Origin of the sequence: Phaeobacter sp. HF9A (assembly GCF_011806385.1) — a bacterium.
Lineage (GTDB): Bacteria > Pseudomonadota > Alphaproteobacteria > Rhodobacterales > Rhodobacteraceae > Epibacterium.
The window spans coordinates 19,873-40,560 of record NZ_JAATOX010000002.1; the positions used below are offsets into that span (position 1 = coordinate 19,873).

At 58.2% G+C, this 20,688-nt stretch carries 19 protein-coding genes; 12 read left to right on the plus strand and 7 right to left on the minus strand.

Annotated elements, in window-relative coordinates; translation table 11 throughout:
- Nucleotides 1-222: 222 nt before the first annotated feature.
- The 7 genes from HCZ87_RS00180 to HCZ87_RS00210 all read left to right on the plus strand — a co-directional run bounded on the left by HCZ87_RS00180 (nucleotide 223) and on the right by HCZ87_RS00210 (nucleotide 7,617).
- A complete protein-coding gene (locus HCZ87_RS00180) occupies nucleotides 223-678 on the plus strand; it encodes a CopD family protein (protein WP_167641743.1) in 456 nt (151 codons plus the stop codon).
- Between the two features lie 129 nt (nucleotides 679-807).
- The gene (gene rho, locus HCZ87_RS00185; RefSeq protein ID WP_167641744.1) at nucleotides 808-2,079 is read left to right on the plus strand and encodes a transcription termination factor Rho; all 1,272 of its coding nucleotides are present in this window, start codon (nucleotides 808-810) and stop codon (nucleotides 2,077-2,079) included.
- A gap of 30 nt (nucleotides 2,080-2,109) precedes the next feature.
- Nucleotides 2,110-3,396, plus strand: a complete 1,287-nt coding sequence (gene mnmE / locus HCZ87_RS00190; protein ID WP_167641745.1) for a tRNA uridine-5-carboxymethylaminomethyl(34) synthesis GTPase MnmE — start codon at nucleotides 2,110-2,112, stop codon at nucleotides 3,394-3,396.
- Nucleotides 3,397-3,408: 12 nt separating this feature from the next.
- On the plus strand, nucleotides 3,409-5,283 hold the full coding sequence (gene mnmG / locus HCZ87_RS00195) for a tRNA uridine-5-carboxymethylaminomethyl(34) synthesis enzyme MnmG (protein WP_167641746.1): 1,875 nt from the start codon (nucleotides 3,409-3,411) through the stop codon (nucleotides 5,281-5,283).
- Entirely contained in the window at nucleotides 5,280-5,897 is a 618-nt protein-coding gene (rsmG, locus tag HCZ87_RS00200; RefSeq protein WP_167641747.1) for a 16S rRNA (guanine(527)-N(7))-methyltransferase RsmG, read from the plus strand. Before mnmG ends, rsmG begins: the two co-directional genes overlap by 4 nt.
- Nucleotides 5,890-6,702 carry an AAA family ATPase gene (locus HCZ87_RS00205; RefSeq protein WP_167641748.1) on the plus strand — a complete coding sequence of 271 codons (813 nt, stop codon included), beginning with the start codon at nucleotides 5,890-5,892 and terminating at the stop codon, nucleotides 6,700-6,702. The genes rsmG and HCZ87_RS00205 overlap by 8 nt, the downstream gene beginning before the upstream one ends.
- Nucleotides 6,703-6,720: 18 nt before the next feature.
- Nucleotides 6,721-7,617 carry a ParB/RepB/Spo0J family partition protein gene (locus tag HCZ87_RS00210; protein ID WP_167641749.1) on the plus strand — a complete coding sequence of 299 codons (897 nt, stop codon included), beginning with the start codon at nucleotides 6,721-6,723 and terminating at the stop codon, nucleotides 7,615-7,617.
- On the opposite strand, the gene HCZ87_RS00215 is transcribed toward HCZ87_RS00210, so the two are convergent.
- From HCZ87_RS00215 to rph, 4 genes are read right to left on the minus strand one after another with little or no spacing between them, the layout of a single operon-like run.
- A complete protein-coding gene (locus tag HCZ87_RS00215; protein WP_167641750.1) occupies nucleotides 7,607-7,960 on the minus strand; it encodes a YbaN family protein in 354 nt (117 codons plus the stop codon). The two genes, HCZ87_RS00210 and HCZ87_RS00215, sit on opposite strands and share 11 nt — an antisense overlap.
- Nucleotides 7,961-7,963: 3 nt before the next feature.
- Nucleotides 7,964-9,127 (minus strand): radical SAM family heme chaperone HemW, encoded by a 1,164-nt coding sequence (hemW, locus tag HCZ87_RS00220; RefSeq protein ID WP_167641751.1) that lies wholly within the window; start codon nucleotides 9,125-9,127, stop codon nucleotides 7,964-7,966.
- A complete protein-coding gene (gene rdgB / locus HCZ87_RS00225; RefSeq protein WP_167641752.1) occupies nucleotides 9,120-9,734 on the minus strand; it encodes an RdgB/HAM1 family non-canonical purine NTP pyrophosphatase in 615 nt (204 codons plus the stop codon). The genes hemW and rdgB overlap by 8 nt, the downstream gene beginning before the upstream one ends.
- Nucleotides 9,731-10,444 (minus strand): ribonuclease PH, encoded by a 714-nt coding sequence (rph, locus tag HCZ87_RS00230; RefSeq protein ID WP_167641753.1) that lies wholly within the window; start codon nucleotides 10,442-10,444, stop codon nucleotides 9,731-9,733. Before rph ends, rdgB begins: the two co-directional genes overlap by 4 nt.
- Nucleotides 10,445-10,575: 131 nt before the next feature.
- Between rph and hrcA the strand changes: the two genes are divergently transcribed.
- Nucleotides 10,576-11,640: a heat-inducible transcriptional repressor HrcA gene (gene hrcA, locus HCZ87_RS00235; RefSeq protein ID WP_167641754.1), complete on the plus strand. Its 1,065-nt coding sequence runs from the start codon at nucleotides 10,576-10,578 to the stop codon at nucleotides 11,638-11,640.
- Between the two features lie 9 nt (nucleotides 11,641-11,649).
- Nucleotides 11,650-12,213, plus strand: a complete 564-nt coding sequence (locus tag HCZ87_RS00240) for a nucleotide exchange factor GrpE (protein WP_167641755.1) — start codon at nucleotides 11,650-11,652, stop codon at nucleotides 12,211-12,213.
- A gap of 72 nt (nucleotides 12,214-12,285) precedes the next feature.
- Here HCZ87_RS00240 and mutS read toward each other — a convergent pair whose 3' ends face one another.
- Entirely contained in the window at nucleotides 12,286-14,940 is a 2,655-nt protein-coding gene (gene mutS / locus HCZ87_RS00245) for a DNA mismatch repair protein MutS (RefSeq protein WP_167641756.1), read from the minus strand.
- A gap of 125 nt (nucleotides 14,941-15,065) precedes the next feature.
- On the minus strand, nucleotides 15,066-15,914 hold the full coding sequence (locus tag HCZ87_RS00250; protein ID WP_167641757.1) for a flagellin: 849 nt from the start codon (nucleotides 15,912-15,914) through the stop codon (nucleotides 15,066-15,068).
- 318 nt (nucleotides 15,915-16,232) lie between these two features.
- Between HCZ87_RS00250 and HCZ87_RS00255 the strand changes: the two genes are divergently transcribed.
- From HCZ87_RS00255 to HCZ87_RS00265, 3 genes are all read left to right on the plus strand, one after another.
- Complete coding sequence (locus tag HCZ87_RS00255; RefSeq protein ID WP_167641758.1) at nucleotides 16,233-18,488, plus strand: NADP-dependent malic enzyme; 2,256 nt, start codon at nucleotides 16,233-16,235, stop codon at nucleotides 18,486-18,488.
- 19 nt (nucleotides 18,489-18,507) lie between these two features.
- The gene (locus HCZ87_RS00260) at nucleotides 18,508-19,380 is read left to right on the plus strand and encodes a ribokinase (protein WP_167641759.1); all 873 of its coding nucleotides are present in this window, start codon (nucleotides 18,508-18,510) and stop codon (nucleotides 19,378-19,380) included.
- Nucleotides 19,381-19,488: 108 nt separating this feature from the next.
- The gene (locus tag HCZ87_RS00265; RefSeq protein ID WP_167641760.1) at nucleotides 19,489-20,202 is read left to right on the plus strand and encodes an HAD family hydrolase; all 714 of its coding nucleotides are present in this window, start codon (nucleotides 19,489-19,491) and stop codon (nucleotides 20,200-20,202) included.
- Nucleotides 20,203-20,235: 33 nt separating this feature from the next.
- On the opposite strand, the gene HCZ87_RS00270 is transcribed toward HCZ87_RS00265, so the two are convergent.
- Nucleotides 20,236-20,622, minus strand: coding sequence for a DUF1036 domain-containing protein (locus tag HCZ87_RS00270; protein WP_167641761.1), 387 nt, complete (start codon nucleotides 20,620-20,622; stop codon nucleotides 20,236-20,238).
- Between the last annotated feature and the right edge of the window lie 66 nt (nucleotides 20,623-20,688).

Here is a 20,688-nt window from a genome sequence, read left to right on the forward strand (position 1 = left end):
TCTTTGTAAATATTTTGTTAACGGCCTTATTTTATATGACGTTAACGACTTGTTCACCATGATGGCGGGAATAAGGCAGCGATTTTGTCCACCCTGTGAAGAACCCCGGTGAAGACTCAGTAATCCACCGATTTGAGGGTGCACTACAAAAACATCATCCTTATAAACTTATTAATTTATATAGGGTGGGTCATCGGACCTGACCGCAAAGAGGATACCGGGATGGACCTGACCGATCTGATGTTCACGCTGTACCCATACGTGAAGTCGCTCCATATCATGGCGGTGATCAGCTGGATGGCCGGGCTCTTCTATCTGCCCCGTCTGTTCGTGTATCACGTGGAAGAGGCTCAGAAAGTTGACGCTGTGACGCCGATCTTCCTCACTATGGAGCACAAGCTCCTGAAGGTGATCATGGGCCCAGCGAGCGTGGTGACCTGGCTGGCAGGGCTGTTCATGGTGTTTACACCGGGGATCGTGGATTGGTCTTACCTCTGGCCCTGGACCAAAGGCGCATCGGTGATCGCAATGACATGGTTTCACCATTGGCTGATCTGGCGTCACAAGGACTTCAACGCGGGTCAAAACAGGCTCACAGGGCGCCAGTATCGCATGATGAACGAGGTGCCGACCTTGCTGATGGTGGTGATCGTGGTCTCGGTGATCTTCAAGTTCTAACGCGGGGTTTGACTCGTAAGGCGGAACCGACTACTTAGCGACAAAGCGGTCCCGTCCGGGAATCCCGCATCTTCCGTATTTTATACTGTGACGCCCTCTGTTGGCAGAGGGAACAAGGGCCATGTGCATATGACCGAGCAATCTCTCAATCTTTCCGATCTCAAGGCGCAAAGCCCCAAATCTCTTCTGTCCCTCGCCGAAGAGTTGGAGATCGAAAACGCCTCCACCATGCGCAAGGGTGAGATGATGTTCCAGATCCTGCGTGAACGCGCGGATGAGGGCTGGAACATCGGCGGCGACGGGGTGCTCGAAGTGCTCCAGGACGGGTTCGGGTTTCTGCGCTCGCCAGAGGCCAACTATCTGCCGGGCCCGGATGATATCTATGTGTCGCCCGAGATGATCCGCCAGTGGTCTCTGCGCACCGGTGACACCGTTGAGGGTCAGATCAAGGCGCCGCTGGAAAATGAGCGCTATTTCGCACTGACCGCAGTGACAAAAATCAACTTCGAAGCGCCGGAAAAAGCCCGTCACAAGATCGCCTTTGACAACCTGACGCCGCTCTATCCTGACGAGCGTATGAACATGGAGATCCAGGATCCCACCGTGAAGGACCGTTCCGCGCGGGTGATTGATCTGGTCTCTCCGATCGGCAAAGGCCAGCGGTCACTGATCGTGGCGCCGCCGCGGACCGGCAAGACGGTTCTTCTGCAAAATATTGCCCATTCGATCGAGCGGAACCACCCGGAATGCTATCTGATCGTTCTGTTGATCGACGAACGCCCGGAAGAGGTGACGGATATGCAGCGCTCGGTAAAGGGCGAAGTTGTTTCCTCCACCTTTGACGAACCCGCCGCCCGCCACGTTGCGGTTTCGGAAATGGTGATCGAAAAAGCCAAACGTCTGGTAGAGCATAAACGAGATGTTGTGATTCTTCTCGACTCCATCACAAGACTTGGTCGCGCCTTCAACACGGTTGTGCCGTCCTCCGGCAAGGTTCTGACCGGTGGTGTGGACGCGAATGCCCTGCAACGCCCCAAGCGTTTCTTTGGTGCTGCCCGGAATATCGAGGAAGGTGGTTCGCTGACCATCATCGCGACCGCCCTGATTGATACAGGCAGCCGGATGGATGAAGTGATCTTTGAAGAGTTCAAAGGCACCGGTAACTCGGAAATCGTGCTGGATCGTAAAATCGCAGACAAACGCGTGTTCCCGGCGATCGACATCCTTAAATCCGGCACCCGGAAAGAGGATCTTCTGGTCGATAAGGGCGATCTGGCCAAGACCTTTGTTCTGCGGCGTATTCTCAACCCGATGGGCACCACGGATGCGATCGAGTTCCTGTTGTCAAAGCTCAAACAGACCAAATCGAACGCAGAGTTCTTTGACTCGATGAACACCTAAACGGGGCAGGGCGGAGAAAGAGGCCATCCCATGGATACGATCTTTGCGTTGGCCACCGCTCAGGGTAAGGCCGGTGTTGCCGTCATTCGGGTATCTGGCCCGGATGCGATCACGGTCGGCAATAAGCTAACTGGCAACAAACTGCCCGGGCGCGGCATGACATTTTCAACCCTTCGCGATGCGCAAGGGGAGACCCTGGACAGTGGGATTGTTCTGTCCTTTTCTGCTCCCGATAGCTTTACCGGTGAAAATATTGTTGAATTTCAAGTACATGGAAGCACCGCCGTTGTTTCCGCCCTGTTAGATGAACTGCAACGTTCAGATCTGGCGCGCTTGGCCGAGCCCGGGGAGTTCACCCGCCGCGCGTTGGAGAACGGAAAGCTGGACCTGACGCAAGTCGAGGGGCTAGCTGATCTTATCGACGCCGAAACCGAAGCGCAGCGCAAACAAGCGCAGGTTATTCTGTCTGGAGCGCTTGGACAGCGCGCAGAGGTCTGGCGGCAAGACCTCATTCGTGCGGCCTCTCTAATCGAGGTTACGATCGACTTTGCAGACGAAGAGGTGCCAGTTGACGTGACCCCGGAAGTTCACGCGCTTCTGTCGTCCGTCCTGGCCGATCTCGAAAGAGAGGCGGCAGGCGTCGGAATTGCGGAACGGATTCGTCATGGTTTCGAGGTCGCGATCGTGGGGTCGCCAAATGTTGGAAAATCTACGCTTCTCAATGCGTTAGCAGGACGGAAGGCGGCAATAACCTCAGAATTTGCCGGTACAACCCGCGACGTTATCGAAGTCAGAATGGACTTGGCTGGGCTGCCTGTCACCCTGTTGGATACGGCGGGTTTGCGGCAGACAGATGATCATGTTGAGGGCATTGGAATCGAATTGGCCCGGGAGCGGGCCCGTACCGCCGATATCCGCGTCTTCCTCGTTGAAGCTGATGAGAATCTCGACGTTCCCTTCATGGCTGGCGATATTCGTCTTCTGCCAAAAGCAGACCTGCGAGAAGATTCTGATACCGCGATTTCAGGAGTGTCAGGGCAGGGGATCGATTCGTTGATTTCACATCTCTCGTCGACGTTGAAGAATCGCTCTATCCATGATGGGATAGCGACACGCGCGCGTCACCGCGAGACGCTCAACCGCGCATGCGAGAGCTTATCATCCGCAATTGACGTTCTTGGACGAGGGCCAGATCTGTACGAATTGGCAGCCGAAGACATGAGATCGGCTATTCGGTCGTTGGAGCTTCTCGTCGGACGAATAGACGTTGAAAATCTCTTGGATGAGATTTTCTCCAGTTTTTGCCTAGGAAAATGAGGAGTGTTTCACGTGAAACATTCGCAGTTTGATGTAATCGTTGTAGGTGGCGGACACGCCGGCACCGAGGCGGCCCACGCGGCAGCTCGGATGGGGGCAAATACCGCGCTGGTCACCCTGCGCCGCGATGGGATCGGTGTGATGTCCTGCAATCCGGCGATCGGGGGCCTTGGAAAAGGCCATCTCGTCCGAGAAATTGACGCTCTGGATGGGATAATGGGTCGCATGGCTGATCTTGCTGGCATCCAGTTTCGCCTCCTAAACCGGCGAAAAGGCCCGGCCGTACAAGGCCCTCGAGCGCAGGCAGACCGAGCGATCTATCAACGCGAATCACTCCGCGCGACTGAAGAACAGGAAAATCTCACCATCGTTGAAGGCGAGGTGACAGATTTCATCATGACAGATAGCCATACGGTATCTGGAGTGATCTTGGCAGACGGGCTAACTTTGTCTGCGCAGGCTGTAGTATTGACGTCCGGCACCTTCCTGAACGGAATTATCCATATTGGTGATGTCTCCAGGCCAGGCGGTCGGATGGGCGATAGGCCGTCGGTAAAGCTGGCTGAACGGCTCGCCGGCTTTGACCTGCCACTGGGCCGATTGAAGACGGGAACCCCGCCGCGCTTGGATGGAAAGACGATAAACTGGGATATTCTTGATCATCAACCTGGTGACGATGATCCAACGATGTTCTCTTTCCTCAATACCAAACCGAGTGCACGCCAGATTTCTTGTGGTATCACACATACCAATGAACAAACGCACGAGATCATACGGAGCAACCTCGACCGATCTGCGATGTATGGCGGACATATAGAAGGTATTGGACCTCGATATTGTCCGTCCATTGAAGATAAGGTCGTCCGATTTGCAGAAAAGACATCGCATCAGATCTTCCTCGAACCAGAAGGTCTGGAGGATGATACGGTTTATCCAAACGGCATTTCGACAAGCCTCCCAGAAGACGTTCAACTCGACTATGTGCGTTCGATCGTCGGGCTCGAACATGCGAAAATCCTTCAGCCGGGTTACGCGATCGAATACGACTATGTGGACCCAAGGGCACTGAAGCATACGCTAGAATTGCGCTCAGTTGATGGGCTGTTTCTCGCCGGTCAGATTAATGGCACAACAGGTTACGAGGAAGCGGCCGCGCAGGGGCTGGTCGCGGGGCTCAATGCGGCTGCGAAAGCCAAGAGACAGGAGGCGATCACATTCAGCCGATCATCCAGCTATATCGGGGTGATGATTGACGATCTGACAACGCGCGGCGTTACTGAACCATATAGAATGTTCACTTCGAGAGCGGAGTTTCGCTTGTCGCTGAGGGCCGACAATGCCGACCAGCGACTGACCCCGATGGGTATTGAGATTGGTTGTGTGGGTGAGGAGAGACGAGCTGTCTTTCTGGAAAAAGATCGCAAGTTGGACAGAGCGAGGACGCAGCTAACTGGGTCCACTTTTACACCCAAAGATCTCGCCGTCGCTGGAATTAAGGTGAATCAAGACGGAAACAAGCGGAACGGCATGGATGTCCTGGCATTTCCCGAGACGAGTTTTGAGGACATCCTGCGTCTTCTACCCGACCTCTCTGAAACGTCTCACGATATACGGGAACAATTGATGCGAGAGTCCCTGTATGCCAATTATATTGATCGACAAAAAAGAGAAGTTGAAGCGATGCAACGTGATGAAATGCACGCGATTCCCGCCGACTTTTCCTACGTGATCGATGGGTTGTCGACCGAACTTCAGCAGAAGCTCTCCAAGGCAAAACCCGAGAACATCGCCCAAGCTGCGCGGATTGATGGCATTACCCCCGCGGCACTGGCGCTCATCCTATCGGTGCTAAAGCGGCGGGTCAGAGAAGGCGCGAAGCAAGCATGAGTGTGCTGGCGATTACATCTCGATATGATGTTTCACGTGAAACACTCGAGCGTCTTCAGATCTATGTCGCAACACTGGAAAAGTGGAATCCGCGCATTAATCTTGTATCTAAGCGAAGCCTCGAGGATATCTGGACGCGTCATATTCTTGACAGTGTCCAGATATATAAGGCCGTCGAGCCTTCACACTCCTGGGTGGATCTCGGAAGCGGGGGAGGGTTGCCGGGAATCGTCGTGGCGATCCTCGCTGCAGAGGCGTCTCCTGATACGATAGTAACGCTGGTCGAGAGCGATCAAAGAAAGTCCGCATTTCTTCGGAGTGCCGCTCGCGAATGCGGCATCAAGATATCGGTCAAGTCAGAGCGAATCGAGAGCATTGATCCTCTTCGTGCCGATGTTCTTTCGGCACGCGCCCTCGCTGATCTCTCGGATCTATTGGCCTATTCAGAACAGCATCTCGCAAGCGACGGGACTGCGGTGTTTCCGAAAGGGGCAAGCTGGAAAAAAGAAGTGGATAACGCGCGCAAACGTTGGAGCTTTGATTGGGAAGGTATTACAAGTGTAACTGAGCCAGAGGCTGTCATTCTCAAGATCAGGGGAGTAAAGCGTGCCTGAATTTTCCCGTTTTGGAAATCCAAGGATCATCGCGATCGCCAACCAAAAAGGCGGAGTTGGAAAGACCACGACGGCGATCAATCTCGCTGCCGCGTTGGTAGAAGAGGGGATGCGCGTTCTTCTTGTTGATCTTGATCCGCAAGGCAATGCCTCGACCGGCCTTGGTATCGACGTAGATCACAGAACGCACACGACCTACGATCTGCTGGTAGAATCCGCAGATCTAAAGGATGTTATTCGGCAAACGGAAATGGATGACCTGTGCATCGTTCCGGCAACTGTCGATCTGAGCTCTGCGGATATTGAACTTATCTCCAATGAAAAACGCAGCTATCTTCTGCACGATGCACTTCGGCAGCCTGCTATGGCGGAGTACGATTGGGACTATATCCTGATTGACTGCCCGCCGTCTTTGAACCTGCTGACAGTGAATGCGATGGTCGCGGCGCATTCCGTTCTTATTCCGCTGCAAAGTGAATTTTTTGCGTTGGAAGGTCTCTCTCAACTGATGTTGACGATCAGAGAAGTGCGGCAGGCGGCGAATCCCGCGCTGAGAATTGAGGGCGTCGTGCTAACGATGTATGATCGACGCAATAACCTGTCGCAGCAGGTCGAACAGGACGCGCGCGAAAACCTTGGCGATTTGGTCTTCCGCACAAAGATTCCGCGAAATGTCCGCGTGAGCGAGGCGCCATCATATGCCATGTCGGTTTTGAACTATGATACCTCATCCCTGGGGGCAAAGGCGTATCGGCAATTGGCAGCAGAGTTGGTTGCAAATCATCAAAAAATTGCGGCAGAATAAAAAATACGGGGGCAAATAATGGCAGATAATAAATCCAAACCGCGCGGGCTTGGCCGTGGATTGTCAGCGTTGATGGCAGATGTGAATGCTGAGCCTGTCAGCACCGAGGCGAGCCGGCTCCCTCGAAATGCAGAGATCCTGATCCCGATCGAGAAGGTACAAGCGAACCCAGATCAGCCGCGACGGCAGTTTTTGCAAGAAGATCTGGATGATCTGACCGCCTCGATTAAAGAGAAGGGCGTGTTGCAGCCTTTGATCGTGCGTCCGCGCGATGGCGGTCAATATGAGATCGTGGCCGGGGAACGCCGCTGGCGCGCGGCACAAGCCGCCCAGTTGCATGAAGTTCCCGTGCTTATTCGCGAGTATTCCGATGTGGAAATGCTCGAAGTGGCGATTATCGAGAATATTCAGCGCTCTGATCTGAATGCGCTGGAGGAGGCGCAAAGCTATAAACAGCTGATGGACAAGTTCGGCCATACGCAGGAGAAAATGGCCGAAGCGCTTGGCAAGAGCCGCAGCCATATCGCGAACCTGGTGCGGCTGCTGCATCTGCCAAAGGATGTGCAAGAGTTGGTCCTGGACCGGAAGCTGTCGGCCGGACACGCCCGCGCCTTGATCACCTCTGACAATGCGTCTGAACTTGCCAAGAAAATCGTCAAGGGTGGCCTGTCTGTGCGCGCGACCGAAGCATTGGTCAAGAAGGATGCTGCGGGACCAAGCACATCCGCGCCGAGAAAGCAAAAGACCCAGGCTGAGAAGGATGCGGATACAAAGGCGTTGGAGAGTGATCTGTCGGCGATGATCCGCATGAAAGTGTCGATTGATCATAAACCGGGAGGGGAATCTGGCGTGCTTACGATTTCCTATGAAACCCTGGATCAACTCGACGATATTTGTAATCTGCTTAGCCGTTAGGGCGCGACCAGATAAATATCATGACCCCACCCAATGTGATCGCTTGGATAAGCAAGACATGGATGGGGAGCTTTAGGATAAGCGACAGTAAAAAGACGGCGGCAACGGAAACGGTTGCCGCCTTTTTTGCGCTTGGCCGGATGGCGCCGTGTTCGTTCCAGTCAACGATTGCGGGGCCAAAGGTCCTGTGGGATAGCAACCAAGCGTGAAGTCGTTCCGAAGAGCGCGCGAAGAAAAATGCGGCCAACAGCAGGAAGGGAACCGTGGGAAGGAGGGGAAGGGCGATTCCTATCAATGCAAAAAGAACGCTGAGCAAGCCGAGGCAAAGATAGAGAAACTTCATTTTTCAATCCGTCAGAAGGTCTCGCAGAACCGCATTTAGAACAGCGCGCCCTGCGGAGGTAGCGCGAAGACGGTTGCAGTCCAGCGTTATCATGCCGATCTCTTGCAGCTCTTGCAGCTCTTGGAGCTTCTTGGCGGATAGCGGCGCACCCGCAAGTGTTGCATGGCGATCCATATCCAACCCCTCATGTAGACGCATTCCCATCATGAGGTGTTCGACGACCTGATCCTCCATAGACAGGAGCTCTCGTGTCGGGGTGCCGTCTCCCTTCTTGACGGCGTTCAGCCATGCACCAGGCGCGGTTGGTGTCTCGGTCGCGTAGCGTTGACCGGCAATCGTCAAACGTCCATGCGCGCCGGGGCCGATTCCGACATAATCGCCATATCGCCAATAGATCTGGTTATGTCGGCTTTCGGCGCCGGGGATCGCGTGATTGGAAATCTCATAGCCGGGCAGGCCGTGGGCGGCGCAGATGTCTTGCGTTGCGAGATACATATCCGCCGCCGTGTCATCCGTGGGCAGGTCGCGCAGCTTGCCACGAGCATAGCGATCACCAAAGGCGGTGCCGGTTTCGATCGTCAACTGATAGAGCGACAGATGGTCGATTGCCATGTTGAGCGCCTCTGACAGTTCGGCCTGCCAGGCGTCTAGGGTTTGTCCCTGGCGGGCATAGATCAGGTCGAAACTCACGCGGTCAAAGCAATGGCGTGCGATGTCAAAAGCCTTGCGCGCTTCCTCGACCGAGTGAATTCGGCCAAGGCGGCGCAGATCCTCGTTGTTCAGCGCCTGAATGCCCATGGAGATCCGATTTACGCCTGCATCACGGTAGCCAGCAAAGCGTCCGGCCTCGACCGATCCGGGATTGGCCTCCAGCGAGATTTCAATGTCATTGGCAAAGGGCCAGATATCCTGGGCAGTCTCGATCACGGCGGCGACGGTGTCCGGGTGCATCAGGGAAGGGGTGCCGCCGCCGAAGAAGATACTGTTGAGCAGACGGTTTGGCAGCAGCGCGCCCATACGGCGGAGTTCGGTCTGATAGGCGGTCACCCAGGCTGACTGATCAATCTGGGAAACCACATGGCTGTTGAAATCGCAGTAGGGGCATTTGGCCTGACAAAACGGCCAATGCACGTAGAGCCCAAAGCCCCCGTTGCGCCAATCATCCACCGAAACAGCTCTGCACAAATTGCGCCAGCGCACGGCCACGGTGGCTGATCCGGTTTTTCTCCGACTTGTCCATCTCGGCGCAGGTGATGTCATAGCCGTCGGGCATGAACATCGGGTCATAGCCAAAGCCATGTTCGCCGCGGATGGGCCAGACCAGAGTGCCGGGCATCACGCCCTCAAAGATCTCGTCATGGCCGTCGGGCCAGGCGAGAACAAGGGTGCAGCGGAACTGTGCCGTGCGGGGGGCGTCGGGACCTTTTGCGGTAATTTCATCATTGGCGCGGGTCATCGCCATCATGAAATCACGGCCATTGCCGGTTTCGGCCCAATCGGCGGTATAGACACCGGGAGCCCCGTCAAGCGCGTCGATGGTGATGCCGCTGTCATCGGACAGGGCGGGCAGGCCGGTTGCCTTGGCTGCGGCATGGGCCTTGATCCGTGCGTTGCCGACAAAGGTGTCTTCGGTCTCTTCCGGCTCGGGCAGCTCCATCGCGGCGGCACCAACGACCTTGACGCCAAAGGGGGCGAGGATCTCTGTGATCTCGCCCAGCTTGCCTTTGTTATGGGTGGCGACCAGCAATGTGTCGCCGTCGAATTTGCGGGTCATGCGCAGGCTGCCTTTTGCATCTCCGCCAATTGCGCGGTGCCTTCTGTGGCCAAGTCCATCAGCTGGTTCATCTGATCACGCGAGAAGACGGAGCCTTCGGCGCTCATTTGGACTTCGATCAACTTGCCGGAGCCGGTCATGATGAAATTGCCATCCACGCCTGCTTCGGAATCTTCGGGGTAGTCCAGATCGAGCACCGGCTGGCCAGCGTAGATGCCGCAGGAAATCGCCGAGACCGGATCCACCAGCGGATCCATTTTGCCGTCGCCGATCTTCATCAGCTTGTTGACCGCCAGCCGCAGCGCGACCCAACCGCCAGTGATAGAGGCGCAGCGGGTGCCGCCATCGGCTTGCAGCACGTCGCAGTCCACGGTGATTTGACGCTCTCCCAGGGCAACACGATCCACGCCGGCGCGCAGGGCACGGCCGATCAGACGCTGGATTTCAACGGTGCGGCCGCCTTGCTTGCCCGAGGCGGCCTCGCGGCGCATGCGGGTGTTGGTGGCGCGGGGCAGCATGCCGTATTCGGCGGTTACCCAACCCAGGCCGGAGCCTTTGATAAAGGGGGGGACGCGGTCCTCGATCGTGGCGGTGCACAAGACATGGGTGTCGCCCATCTTGATCAGGCAGGAACCTTCTGCATGTTTGGTAAAGCCGGTCTCGATCGAGACGGCGCGCATTTCATTCAGGGCACGTCCGGAGGGTCGCATGGGGATATCCTTTTGTTGTTGCCCGTCGATACCGCTCGGGGGGTTGGCGATGCAAGGGTCATTGACCATATCTAGCGAAGCGCTTTAGTGACAATGAGAGGCTAAGGTTGGCGGAATACGTCGGGAGTGCCATGACTGATCCAAATTCCATTCTGCAGGAGATGAACGAACGTTCGCGCGAAGTCTTTCGGCTTCTGGTGGAAAGCTATCTCGAAAGCGGCGGGCCGGTGGGCAGCCGCACCTTGACCCGATCACTGAGCGAAAAGGTCAGCGCTGCCACGGTGCGCAACGTGATGCAGGATTTGGAATATCTTGGTCTGTTGGACAGCCCGCATGTCAGCGCGGGGCGTATTCCGACGCAGATGGGCTTACGGCTGTTTGTCGATGGCCTGTTGCAGATGGGCGATCCCAACTCCCAGGACCGCGAGATGATTGACCGCACGTTGGGGAACAACTCCAGCGACGTTGGCGGCATGCTGGATCGGGTCGGAGCGGCGCTGTCGGGGGTGACCCATGGGGCCTCGCTGGTGTTGACGCCGAAATACGAGGCCGAGCTGCGCCATATCGAGTTTGTCTCGCTGGCGCAGGATCGGGCCCTGGTTGTGCTGGTGTTCTCGGATGGCCACGTGGAAAATCGTTTGTTCACGCCGCCGCCGGGGCAAACCCCGAGCTCGATGCGGGAGGCGGCGAATTTTCTCAACGCGATGATCGACGGGCGAACCCTGAGCGATGTGCGGGTGGATGTTCAGGCCGAGATCGAGAAACGGCGTCAGGAAATCGACACGCTGGCCAGCGATATGATCGAGAGCGGCCTTGCCGCATGGGAAGACGAGGGCAGCGATCAGGCCCGTTTGATCGTGCGCGGTCGGGCGAATCTCCTCTCTGAGGATGGCGCGCCGGACGAGTTGGAGAAGATCCGCACCCTGTTTGACGACCTGGAACGTAAACGAGATATTGCCGAGTTCCTCGAACTGGCCGAAGACGGCGACGGTGTACGCATTTTTATCGGCTCGGAGAACAAACTTTTCTCACTTTCGGGTTCCTCTTTGGTGGTGTCTCCCTATATGAACGCGGATCGAAAGATCATCGGTGCGGTGGGGGTCATCGGCCCCACGCGCCTGAACTACGGACGAATTGTGCCGATCGTGGACTACACGGCGCAGCTGGTTGGGAAAATGGTCTCCGACCGGAGTTAGAGGTGAATTATGGCAGAGCCCAGGAACGACGATTTTTTGGATGACATCGAGGCAGCTGAAGCCGAAGAGCTGTCGGCTCAGACCGAAGAAGTAGATGAGGAAGCGCTGGAGCTGGAAGCCCTGCGCGCCGAGCGGGACGAGTATAAGGATCGCTTTATGCGGGCGCTCGCCGATGCCGAGAACGCGCGCAAGCGTGGTGACAAGGCGCGTCGTGAAGCCGAGCAATATGGCGGCTCCAAACTGGCGCGTGACATGCTGCCGGTCTATGACAACATGAAACGCGCGCTTGAGGCCGCGACCGAGGAGCAGAAAGCGGTTTCGGCTGCGCTGATCGAAGGTGTTGAGCTGACCATGCGCGCCCTGCTGGATGTGTTCCAGAAACACGGCATGCAAGTGATCGCGCCGCAGGTGGGTGATCGTTTTGATCCTCAGGTGCATGAGGCGATGTTTGAAGCGCCGCTGCCGGGCACAAAGGCGGGCGACATTATTCAGGTCTCCACCGAGGGCTTTATGTTGCACGACCGGCTGCTGCGTCCGGCGCAGGTCGGCGTGTCGTCAGCGCCCGCATCCTGATGCGATGACGGGCCCCGCGGGGCCCGTGCCTCCGGCGGGGATATTTTTGAAAAGATGAAAGAGCGACATGCGTCAGGCAGGTCGCTCTTTTTTGTTCTGGGCTTCGTCTTTCAGCCGATAGAGCGCTTCCAGCGCCTCACGCGGGGTGAGGTCGTCGGGATTGATCTCGTCGAGCAACGTCAGGACCGGTGAGGTGGCCGCTGCTTTTGGCTGAGGCGGCGGGGCTGCGGCAAAGAGCGGCAGGTCGTCGATCTGGACCTTGCCAGCGCCGCCGCCTTTGCGGCTGCTTTCCTCCAGCATATCGAGGACATCGCGGGCACGGGCCACCACCGAGGCTGGCAAGCCGGCGAGTTGCGCAACCTGCACACCATAGGAGCGATCCGCCGCGCCTTTTTTGACCTCATGCAGGAAGATGACCTCGCCGTTCCATTCCTTGACCGTGACGGTGGCGTTGTCGACGCCGGGGAGTTTGGCGGCAAGTTGCGTCAGCTCGTGATAATGGGTGGCAAACAGCGCGCGGGATCGGTTGACCTCGTGCAGATGCTCTAGCGTAGCCCAGGCGATCGACAGCCCGTCGTAGGTTGCGGTGCCACGGCCAATTTCGTCCAGGATGACCAGGGCGCGGTCATCGGCCTGGTTGAGGATGGCGGCGGTTTCGACCATTTCGACCATGAAGGTCGAGCGTCCCCGGGCAAGGTCATCCGAGGCGCCGACACGGCTGAAGAGCTGGCTGATCATGCCGATATGCGCGGTGTCTGCCGGCACATAGCTGCCCATCTGCGCGAGCACGGCGATCAGTGCGTTCTGGCGCAGGAAGGTTGATTTACCGGCCATGTTGGGACCGGTGAGCAGCCAGACGGCGGCGCCATCCTCGGTGCTGAGGTCGCAGTCATTGGCGACAAATGTCTCGCCGCCCTGCTGCCGCAGGGCTTGTTCAACGACGGGGTGGCGCCCGCCATCCACGTGAAACGCGCGGGAGGTGTCGACGCGGGGGCGGGTCCAGTTTTCCCCCCGCGCCAGATCCGCCAGCGCTGTGACCAGATCCAGCTCGGCAAAGCCGCGTGCGGCTTGATTGAGCCGCGCCGCGCAGTCAAGAATAGCGCCAGAAAGCCTTTGATAGAGCCGCTTTTCGATCTCCAGGGCCAAATTCCCCGCATTGAGGATCTTGCTCTCGATCTCGCTCAGCTCCACCGTGGTAAATCTTACCTGATTGGCCGTGGTCTGGCGGTGGATGTAGGTTTCCGACATCGGTGCGGATTGCATTTTGCCGGCATGGGTCGCGGTGGTTTCGATGAAGTAGCCAAGCACATTGTTGTGCTTGATCTTCAGCGAGGAGATGCCGGTATGCTCGGCGTATTTCTGTTGCAGCCCGGCGATGACGGAGCGCCCCTCGTCCCGCAGGGTGCGGGCCTCGTCGAGGTCCGGGTCGAACCCGGTGGCGATGAAGCCGCCGTCGCGGGCCAGCAGTGGCGGTTCGGCGACCAAGGCGGCATCCAGCAGCGACAGAAGTTCCTCAAAGCCGCGCAGCGATTGCACGGCCTGGGTGAGCAGGGGCGCCAGATCCTGACCTTGCACGGCGCGCTCGATCTCTTCGCCCTGGGCCAGAGCGTTGCGGATGGCGGCGAGGTCGCGCGGCCCGCCACGATCCAGCGCCAGCCGGGACAGGGCCCGGTCGATATCGGGCGTCTTGCGCAAGAAGCTGCGCAGGGTCTCGCTGCGGGTGGGATCCTCAACCGCGTTATCCAGCGCGGCGAGACGATCCGTGATCACGTCGAGGCTTCGCGAGGGGCTGGACAGGCGTTGCTCCAGCAGCCGGGCACCGCCGGGGGTTACGGTCCGGTCGATCACTGACAAGAGCGACCCGGCCCGCCCACCAGAGAGGGAGCGGGTGAGTTCTAGATTGCGCCGGGTGGAAGCGTCGATCTGGACGGTGCGGTCCTCGGCCTCTTGCAGAGGGGGCTGCAACAGCGGCAGTTTGCCTTTTTGGGTGATTTCGAGATAGTCGACCACCGCGCCCATGGCGGAAATCTCGGCGCGGCTGAAGGTGCCAAAGCCGTCAAGGGCCCCGACATTAAACAGGGCGCAGAGCCGTTTTTCGGCGGCGCTGCTGTCAAAACTGGCCTTGCCGAGCGGGGTTAGCGGGATCTTGTATTCATCGGCCAGCGGGCGTGTCTCGTTATAGACCGGACCGTCGGCGACCAGCAGCTCTGACGGAGCGAGGCGGGCAAGTTCCGGGCTGAGGCGCACCCGGGCGATGGGCATCACGTGGAATACGCCGGTGGAGATATCGGCCCAGGCCAGCGCCGCCTGATCGCGCAGCTCGGCATAGGCGACCAGGAAATTGTGACGGCGGGCTTCGAGAAGGGAATCTTCGGTGAGGGTGCCGGGGGTGACCAGCCGCACCACGTCCCGTTTGACCACCGATTTGTTGCCGCGCTTCTTGGCTTCGGCGGGGCTTTCCAGCTGTTCACCGACCGCGACGCGAAACCCTTTGCGGATCAGGGTGAGCAGATAGCCCTCGGCGGCGTGGACGGGAACGCCGCACATGGGGATGTCCTGATCCTCGTGTTTGCCGCGTTTGGTGAGCGCAATATCCAGCGCTTCGGCGGCGTTGACCGCGTCCTCAAAGAACATCTCGTAGAAATCGCCCATGCGATAGAACAACAGCGCGTCTTTGTATTGCGCTTTGATCTCAAGATATTGCGCCATCATCGGCGTGACAGACATGCAAGCCCCCATTGCTCAGGTTGCATGACGTTTACATGGCTGGAGTCGCAAGGAAAACCCGACAATCCAAAAGGCCGAACCCCGCTTGCGCAGAGTTCGGCCCAAGTGTCAGATCGGAGCGCTGCTCAGGAATAGAGCGAGCGCAACGAGCCTGGCGAGGCATTGGCGATCGACAGTGACAAACCGCCAAGTTGGCTCTGTGCGTCCAATGCGCTGTAGCGGGCAGAGGCGTCTTCCATATCGGTGTCTGTGAGCTCACTGATGCCCATTTGAACCGCATCGCTCAGCTTGTTCATAAAGACATCCTGCTCCGCCATTTGCTGTGCGCTGGCGCCAAGCGAGGCGGCGCTGTCGGTGGCATAGCGCAGGAAGCCCTCGATTTCGCCCAGAGCGGTGCGCGCCGAGGCCGCATCGGTGATCGTGGTGCGATTGTTGATGTCAAAACTCGCGCTGCCTTCGAAATCGACGCTGTCCACGGTGATTGACGAGAGCGTTGGTGCATCATCGCCGGAACGATCCTGTGACGCCGCGACCGAAAGGCTGGTGCCGCCATTGCCATCTGTATCGGTGGCCAAGAGATTGACGCCGTTGAAGCCCGAGGAGGAGATGATCGTGTTGATCTGCTCGGTTTTCTGGGCCAGCTGCTCTTCGATCATGGAATAATCGGCGGTGCCGCTATTGGCCCGGATGGTCAGCTCTTTCATGTCGGTGAGCAGGGAGGTGATTTGCTCCGCCCCGGCGGAGGCAACCGCAACGGTGGCCTCGCCGACGTTCAACCCTTGCGACGTGGCCTCGAAGCCGGCCAGATCGGATCCCATGACTTCGGAAATGGCCCAGATCGCCGCGGCATCCTTGGCGTGGTCCACCTCCTTGCCAGTGGAGATATCTTCCTGGACTTCTTCCTTCTCGACGTTTTTGTCCGTCAATATCCTCAGCGCGATCTCCGCGCCGGGATTGGTATTTATACTTGTCATATCTGCACCCCTAAAACTGGTACTTGGTATGCGTGAAGATTGGCCTCGCCCGGATGTTCCAGACAAGGCGGGGAGGCCTTCTGACATATGCAGTCGACAGATCCGCCGCTGCGCCACTCGACGCGCAAGTGCACTCATTACTCACCATGGAAATATAGCACTGCAGGGCCTGAAATGGGGCGAAACTTTGACAAACCCTTTCAGGTTTAAGTTATGATTTGAGCAAAATCTTAATTGTCGAATTGATACGGCAGTGGATTGAGGGGGGCTCTTGGCTGGGATATGACTGTTTCGGAGTAGGAGAGGACAGAGACCAACATGCCCAAAGCGAAGATCACCAACGAAGAGGCGCTGGCCTTTCACCTGGAGCCCACACCGGGCAAATGGGAAGTGACCGCAACGGTGCCCATGACCACCCAGCGCGACCTGTCGCTGGCCTATAGTCCTGGCGTGGCGGTCCCCTGCGAGGCGATCGCGGAAAACCCGGAACTGGCCTATGACTATACAAACAAAGGCAATCTTGTTGCGGTGATCTCCAACGGGACGGCGGTTCTTGGTCTTGGCAATCTTGGCGCGCTGGGCTCCAAGCCGGTGATGGAAGGCAAGTCGGTCCTGTTTAAACGCTTTGCCGATGTGAATTCGATCGACATCGAGCTGGACACCGAGGACCCGGATGAATTCATCAAGGCGGTGAAGCTGATGGGGCCGACCTTCGGCGGCATCAACCTCGAAGACATCAAGGCACCGGAGTGTTTCATCATCGAGCAGAAGCTCAAGGAAGAGATGGATATCCCGGTCTTCCACGATGACCAGCATGGCACGGCGGTGATCTGCGCGGCGGGGCTGATCAACGCGCTGCATCTGTCGGGCAAGAAGATCGAAGATGTGCGAATCGTCCTCAACGGTGCCGGGGCGGCGGGTATTGCCTGCATTGAGTTGCTGAAATCCATGGGCGCGCGGCACGAGAATTGTATCGTCTGCGACACCAAGGGCGTGATCTATCAGGGCCGCACCGAAGGCATGAACCAATGGAAGTCCGCCCATGCGGTGAAGACCGAACTGCGCTCGCTGGAGGATGCGATGCAGGGGGCGGATGTCTTCCTCGGCGTGTCGGCCAAAGGTGCGGTGACCCAGGAGATGGTCAAATCCATGGCCGACAATCCGGTCATCTTCGCCATGGCGAACCCGGACCCGGAAATCACCCCGGAAGAAGCGCATGAGGTGCGGGTGGATGCGATCGTGGCGACCGGGCGTTCGGACTACCCGAACCAGGTCAACAACGTTCTTGGCTTTCCCTATCTGTTCCGCGGTGCGCTCGATATTCACGCCCGTGCCATCAACGACGAGATGAAGATCGCCTGCGCCCATGCGCTGGCCAGCATCGCGCGCGAGGATGTGCCGGATGAGGTGGCGCTCGCCTATGGCAAGTCGCTGACCTTTGGCCGTGACTACATCATCCCGACGCCATTTGATCCGCGATTGATCCACCGTATTCCCACCGCCGTCGCCAAGGCCGGCATGGACACCGGCGTGGCGCGCCGTCCGATCATCGACATGGAAGCCTATGAGCACGGTTTGCGCGGTCGGATGGATCCGACGCAATCCATCCTGCGCGGGCTCAATGCGCGGGCGCGCGCGGCGCAATCGCGGATGATCTTTGCCGAGGGCGACGATCCGCGCGTGTTGCGGGCTGCGGTGACCTATCAGCGCTCCGGTTTTGGCAAGGCGCTGGTTGTCGGTCGACCCGAGGACGTCAAGGCCAAGCTGGAGAAAGCGGGTATCGGCGATGCGGCGCGGGAACTGGAAATCGTGAATGCCGCGAACTCGCAGCATTTCGATATCTACAAGGATTTCCTCTATAACCGATTGAACCGCAAAGGGTTTGATCACAAGGATATCCATCGTCTGGTGGGCCGCGACCGGCATGTCTTTTCCGCCTTGATGCTGGCGCATGGCCATGGCGATGGTCTGGTCACCGGCGCAACCCGCAAATCCGCACATGTGCTGGAGCGGATCAACCATGTCTTCAACGCCGATGCGGCCCATGGAGCGGCGGGGGTCACGGCGCTGTTGCACAAGGGTCGGATCGTGCTGATCAGTGATACATTGGTGCATGAGTGGCCGGACGAGAACGACCTCGCCAATATCGCCGAACGCGCCGCCGGTGTTGCACGTCATATGGGGCTGGAGCCTCGGGTTGCCTTTGTCAGCTTCTCGACCTTTGGCTATCCGATGTCGGAGCGGGCAGAAAAAATGCATATCGCGCCCACAGTTCTCGATAAACGCGGCGTTGATTTCGAATATGAGGGCGAAATGACCGTGGATGTGGCCCTGAACACCCGGGCGCAGCGCTACTACCCGTTCCAGCGTCTGTCCGGTCCGGCCAATATCCTGGTGGTTCCGGCGCGGCATTCGGCCTCGATCTCGGTCAAGCTGATGCAGGAAATGGGCGGCGCGACGGTTGTGGGGCCAATCCTCTCTGGCGTGGACAAGCCGATCCAGATTTGCTCCACCACCTCGACCACCAATGACGTGCTGAACATGGCCGTTCTGGCGGCAAGCAATATCGGCTGAGCCATAGGAGGCCCAAGACATGGCGATCTGGAACCTAGGCTCGATCAATATCGACATGGTCTATGCGCTGCCACATATGCCCGCCCCGGGCGAGACTTTGGCGGCGACAACCCTGGACCAGGGTCTCGGCGGCAAGGGGGCGAATATGTCCGTTGCCGGGGCGCGAGCCGGGGCGCATGTCTGCCATATCGGGGCGGTGGGCCCCGAGGGCAAATGGTGTGTGGACCGGCTGATGGAATATGGCGTCGACACCCGCCATATCTTGCAGAGCGAAAGCGCGACCGGCCACGCCATCATTGCTGTCGACCCGTCTGGCGAAAACCAGATCATTCTCTATCCCGGGGCCAATCAGGCGCTCAGCGAAGCGCAGATCGGCCAGGCGCTCTCCTCGGCCAATGCGGGTGATATTCTGGTGATGCAGAATGAAACCAACATGCAGGCCGAAGCGGCGCGGATGGGCCGCGATCTGGGGCTGCGGGTGGCCTATGCCGCTGCGCCCTTTGATGCGGCGGCGGTGCAGGCGGTTCTGCCCTATATCGACCTGTTGTTCCTGAACGAGGTCGAGGCGGCGCAATTGCAGCAGGCAACCGGCAAGGCGCCCGAGGATCTGGGCATTGCGGATGTTGTCGTCACGCTTGGCGCCAAGGGGGCGCGGCATTTTGACGGGCGCACAGGGCAGGTCGCGGATATCCCGGCCCAGAAGGTCACGCCGGTGGATACCACCGGGGCAGGGGACACCTTCACCGGCTACGTGCTGGCCGCCCTGGATCGCGGCATGCCGATGGCGCAGGCCATGGCGCAGGCCTCGCGCGCCGGTGCATTGATGGTGACCCGCCACGGCGCTGCGGATGTGATCCCCGACCTGAAAGAGGTTCAGGACGCCAAATTCTGAGCGCCGACCTGCTGCCATGTTCGCAGCCGGTGACGGTAGTTTATCGGTTGGAACGCGGCGAGCTTTTGTCTAGCGTCGGCAAAAATCACTGAGGTCAGGAAGATGCAAATGCGGATTGCCATGTGGTCGGGGCCTCGGAACCTCTCCACCGCGATGATGTATGCCTTTGGCGCGCGCAGTGATTGCGCCGTGGTGGATGAGCCCTTTTACGCGGCCTATCTGGCGCGCACGGGCCTTCAGCATCCCATGCGCGACGAAATTCTGGAAAGCCAGCCGCAGGACCCATCCGACGTCGTGGCCCAGCTCTTGGGGCCGATCCCCGGCGCACGACCGTATTATTATCAAAAACATATGTCCCAACATATGATCGAGGGCGTGCCGCGCGACTGGATCCGGGAGGTGAGCAATGTCTTCCTGATCCGCCATCCGGCGCGGGTCATTGCGTCATTCGCGGCGAAATATCAACAGATCGGCCTGGAGGATATCGGTTTTCGCCAACAGGTGGAATTGATCGCCCAGTTGCGCGACTGGGGTCACAAACCCATTGTGGTAGACAGTTTTGATATCCGCGAGAACCCGGCTGGCAAGCTGGAGCAGCTCTGCGATGCGCTCCAGATGCCGTTCTCTCCTGAGATGCTGAGCTGGCCCATGGGAGGGCATAAGGACGATGGAGTCTGGGCCGCACATTGGTACGGCGCAGTCTGGAAATCCACCGGCTTTGCCGGACCGGAGGGGGCCTTGCCTGAGGTGCCGGAGCAGCTTCGCCCCGTGTTGGATGAGGCGATGGGCTACTACGAGGAGATGCGCGCGCTCAAGATCTGAGCAAAACGCAGGTCAAGACCCGCATTGGCGCGATCAATTGGTCAGGTTCTGCGTCCAGTCCAGCGCATTGCCGGTATCGACCTCAAAGAAGCCACCGGTTTTGTAGCCGCGCGCGGTGCAGTTTTCATCGCCGCGGATGGTGTAGGCTTCGTCAATATAGCAAAAGGAATAATCGCCGGTCCAATTGCCGGTGCTGCTTTCGCCACGGATATAGTAGTAGCGGTTCTTCAGATCGCCAACGACCGGAATGCTGCAATCGCCCGGTTGAATGGTCCACCACCCCTCGGAGACCCATTCGCCGTCTTCCTTGTAGCCGATCGACACAAAGGTCTTGCTGCCGGTCTTGTTGCAGATCTCGAAGTCAGCCAAGAGGGGCGATGCCATAAAGATCATCAGACCGCTGAGAAAAATAGGCTTCATGGAATGCTCCCTTCCGTGCGTTGGTCGAGGAAAAGACTAGCAATATTCCTGTGCTGTTGGACAGGT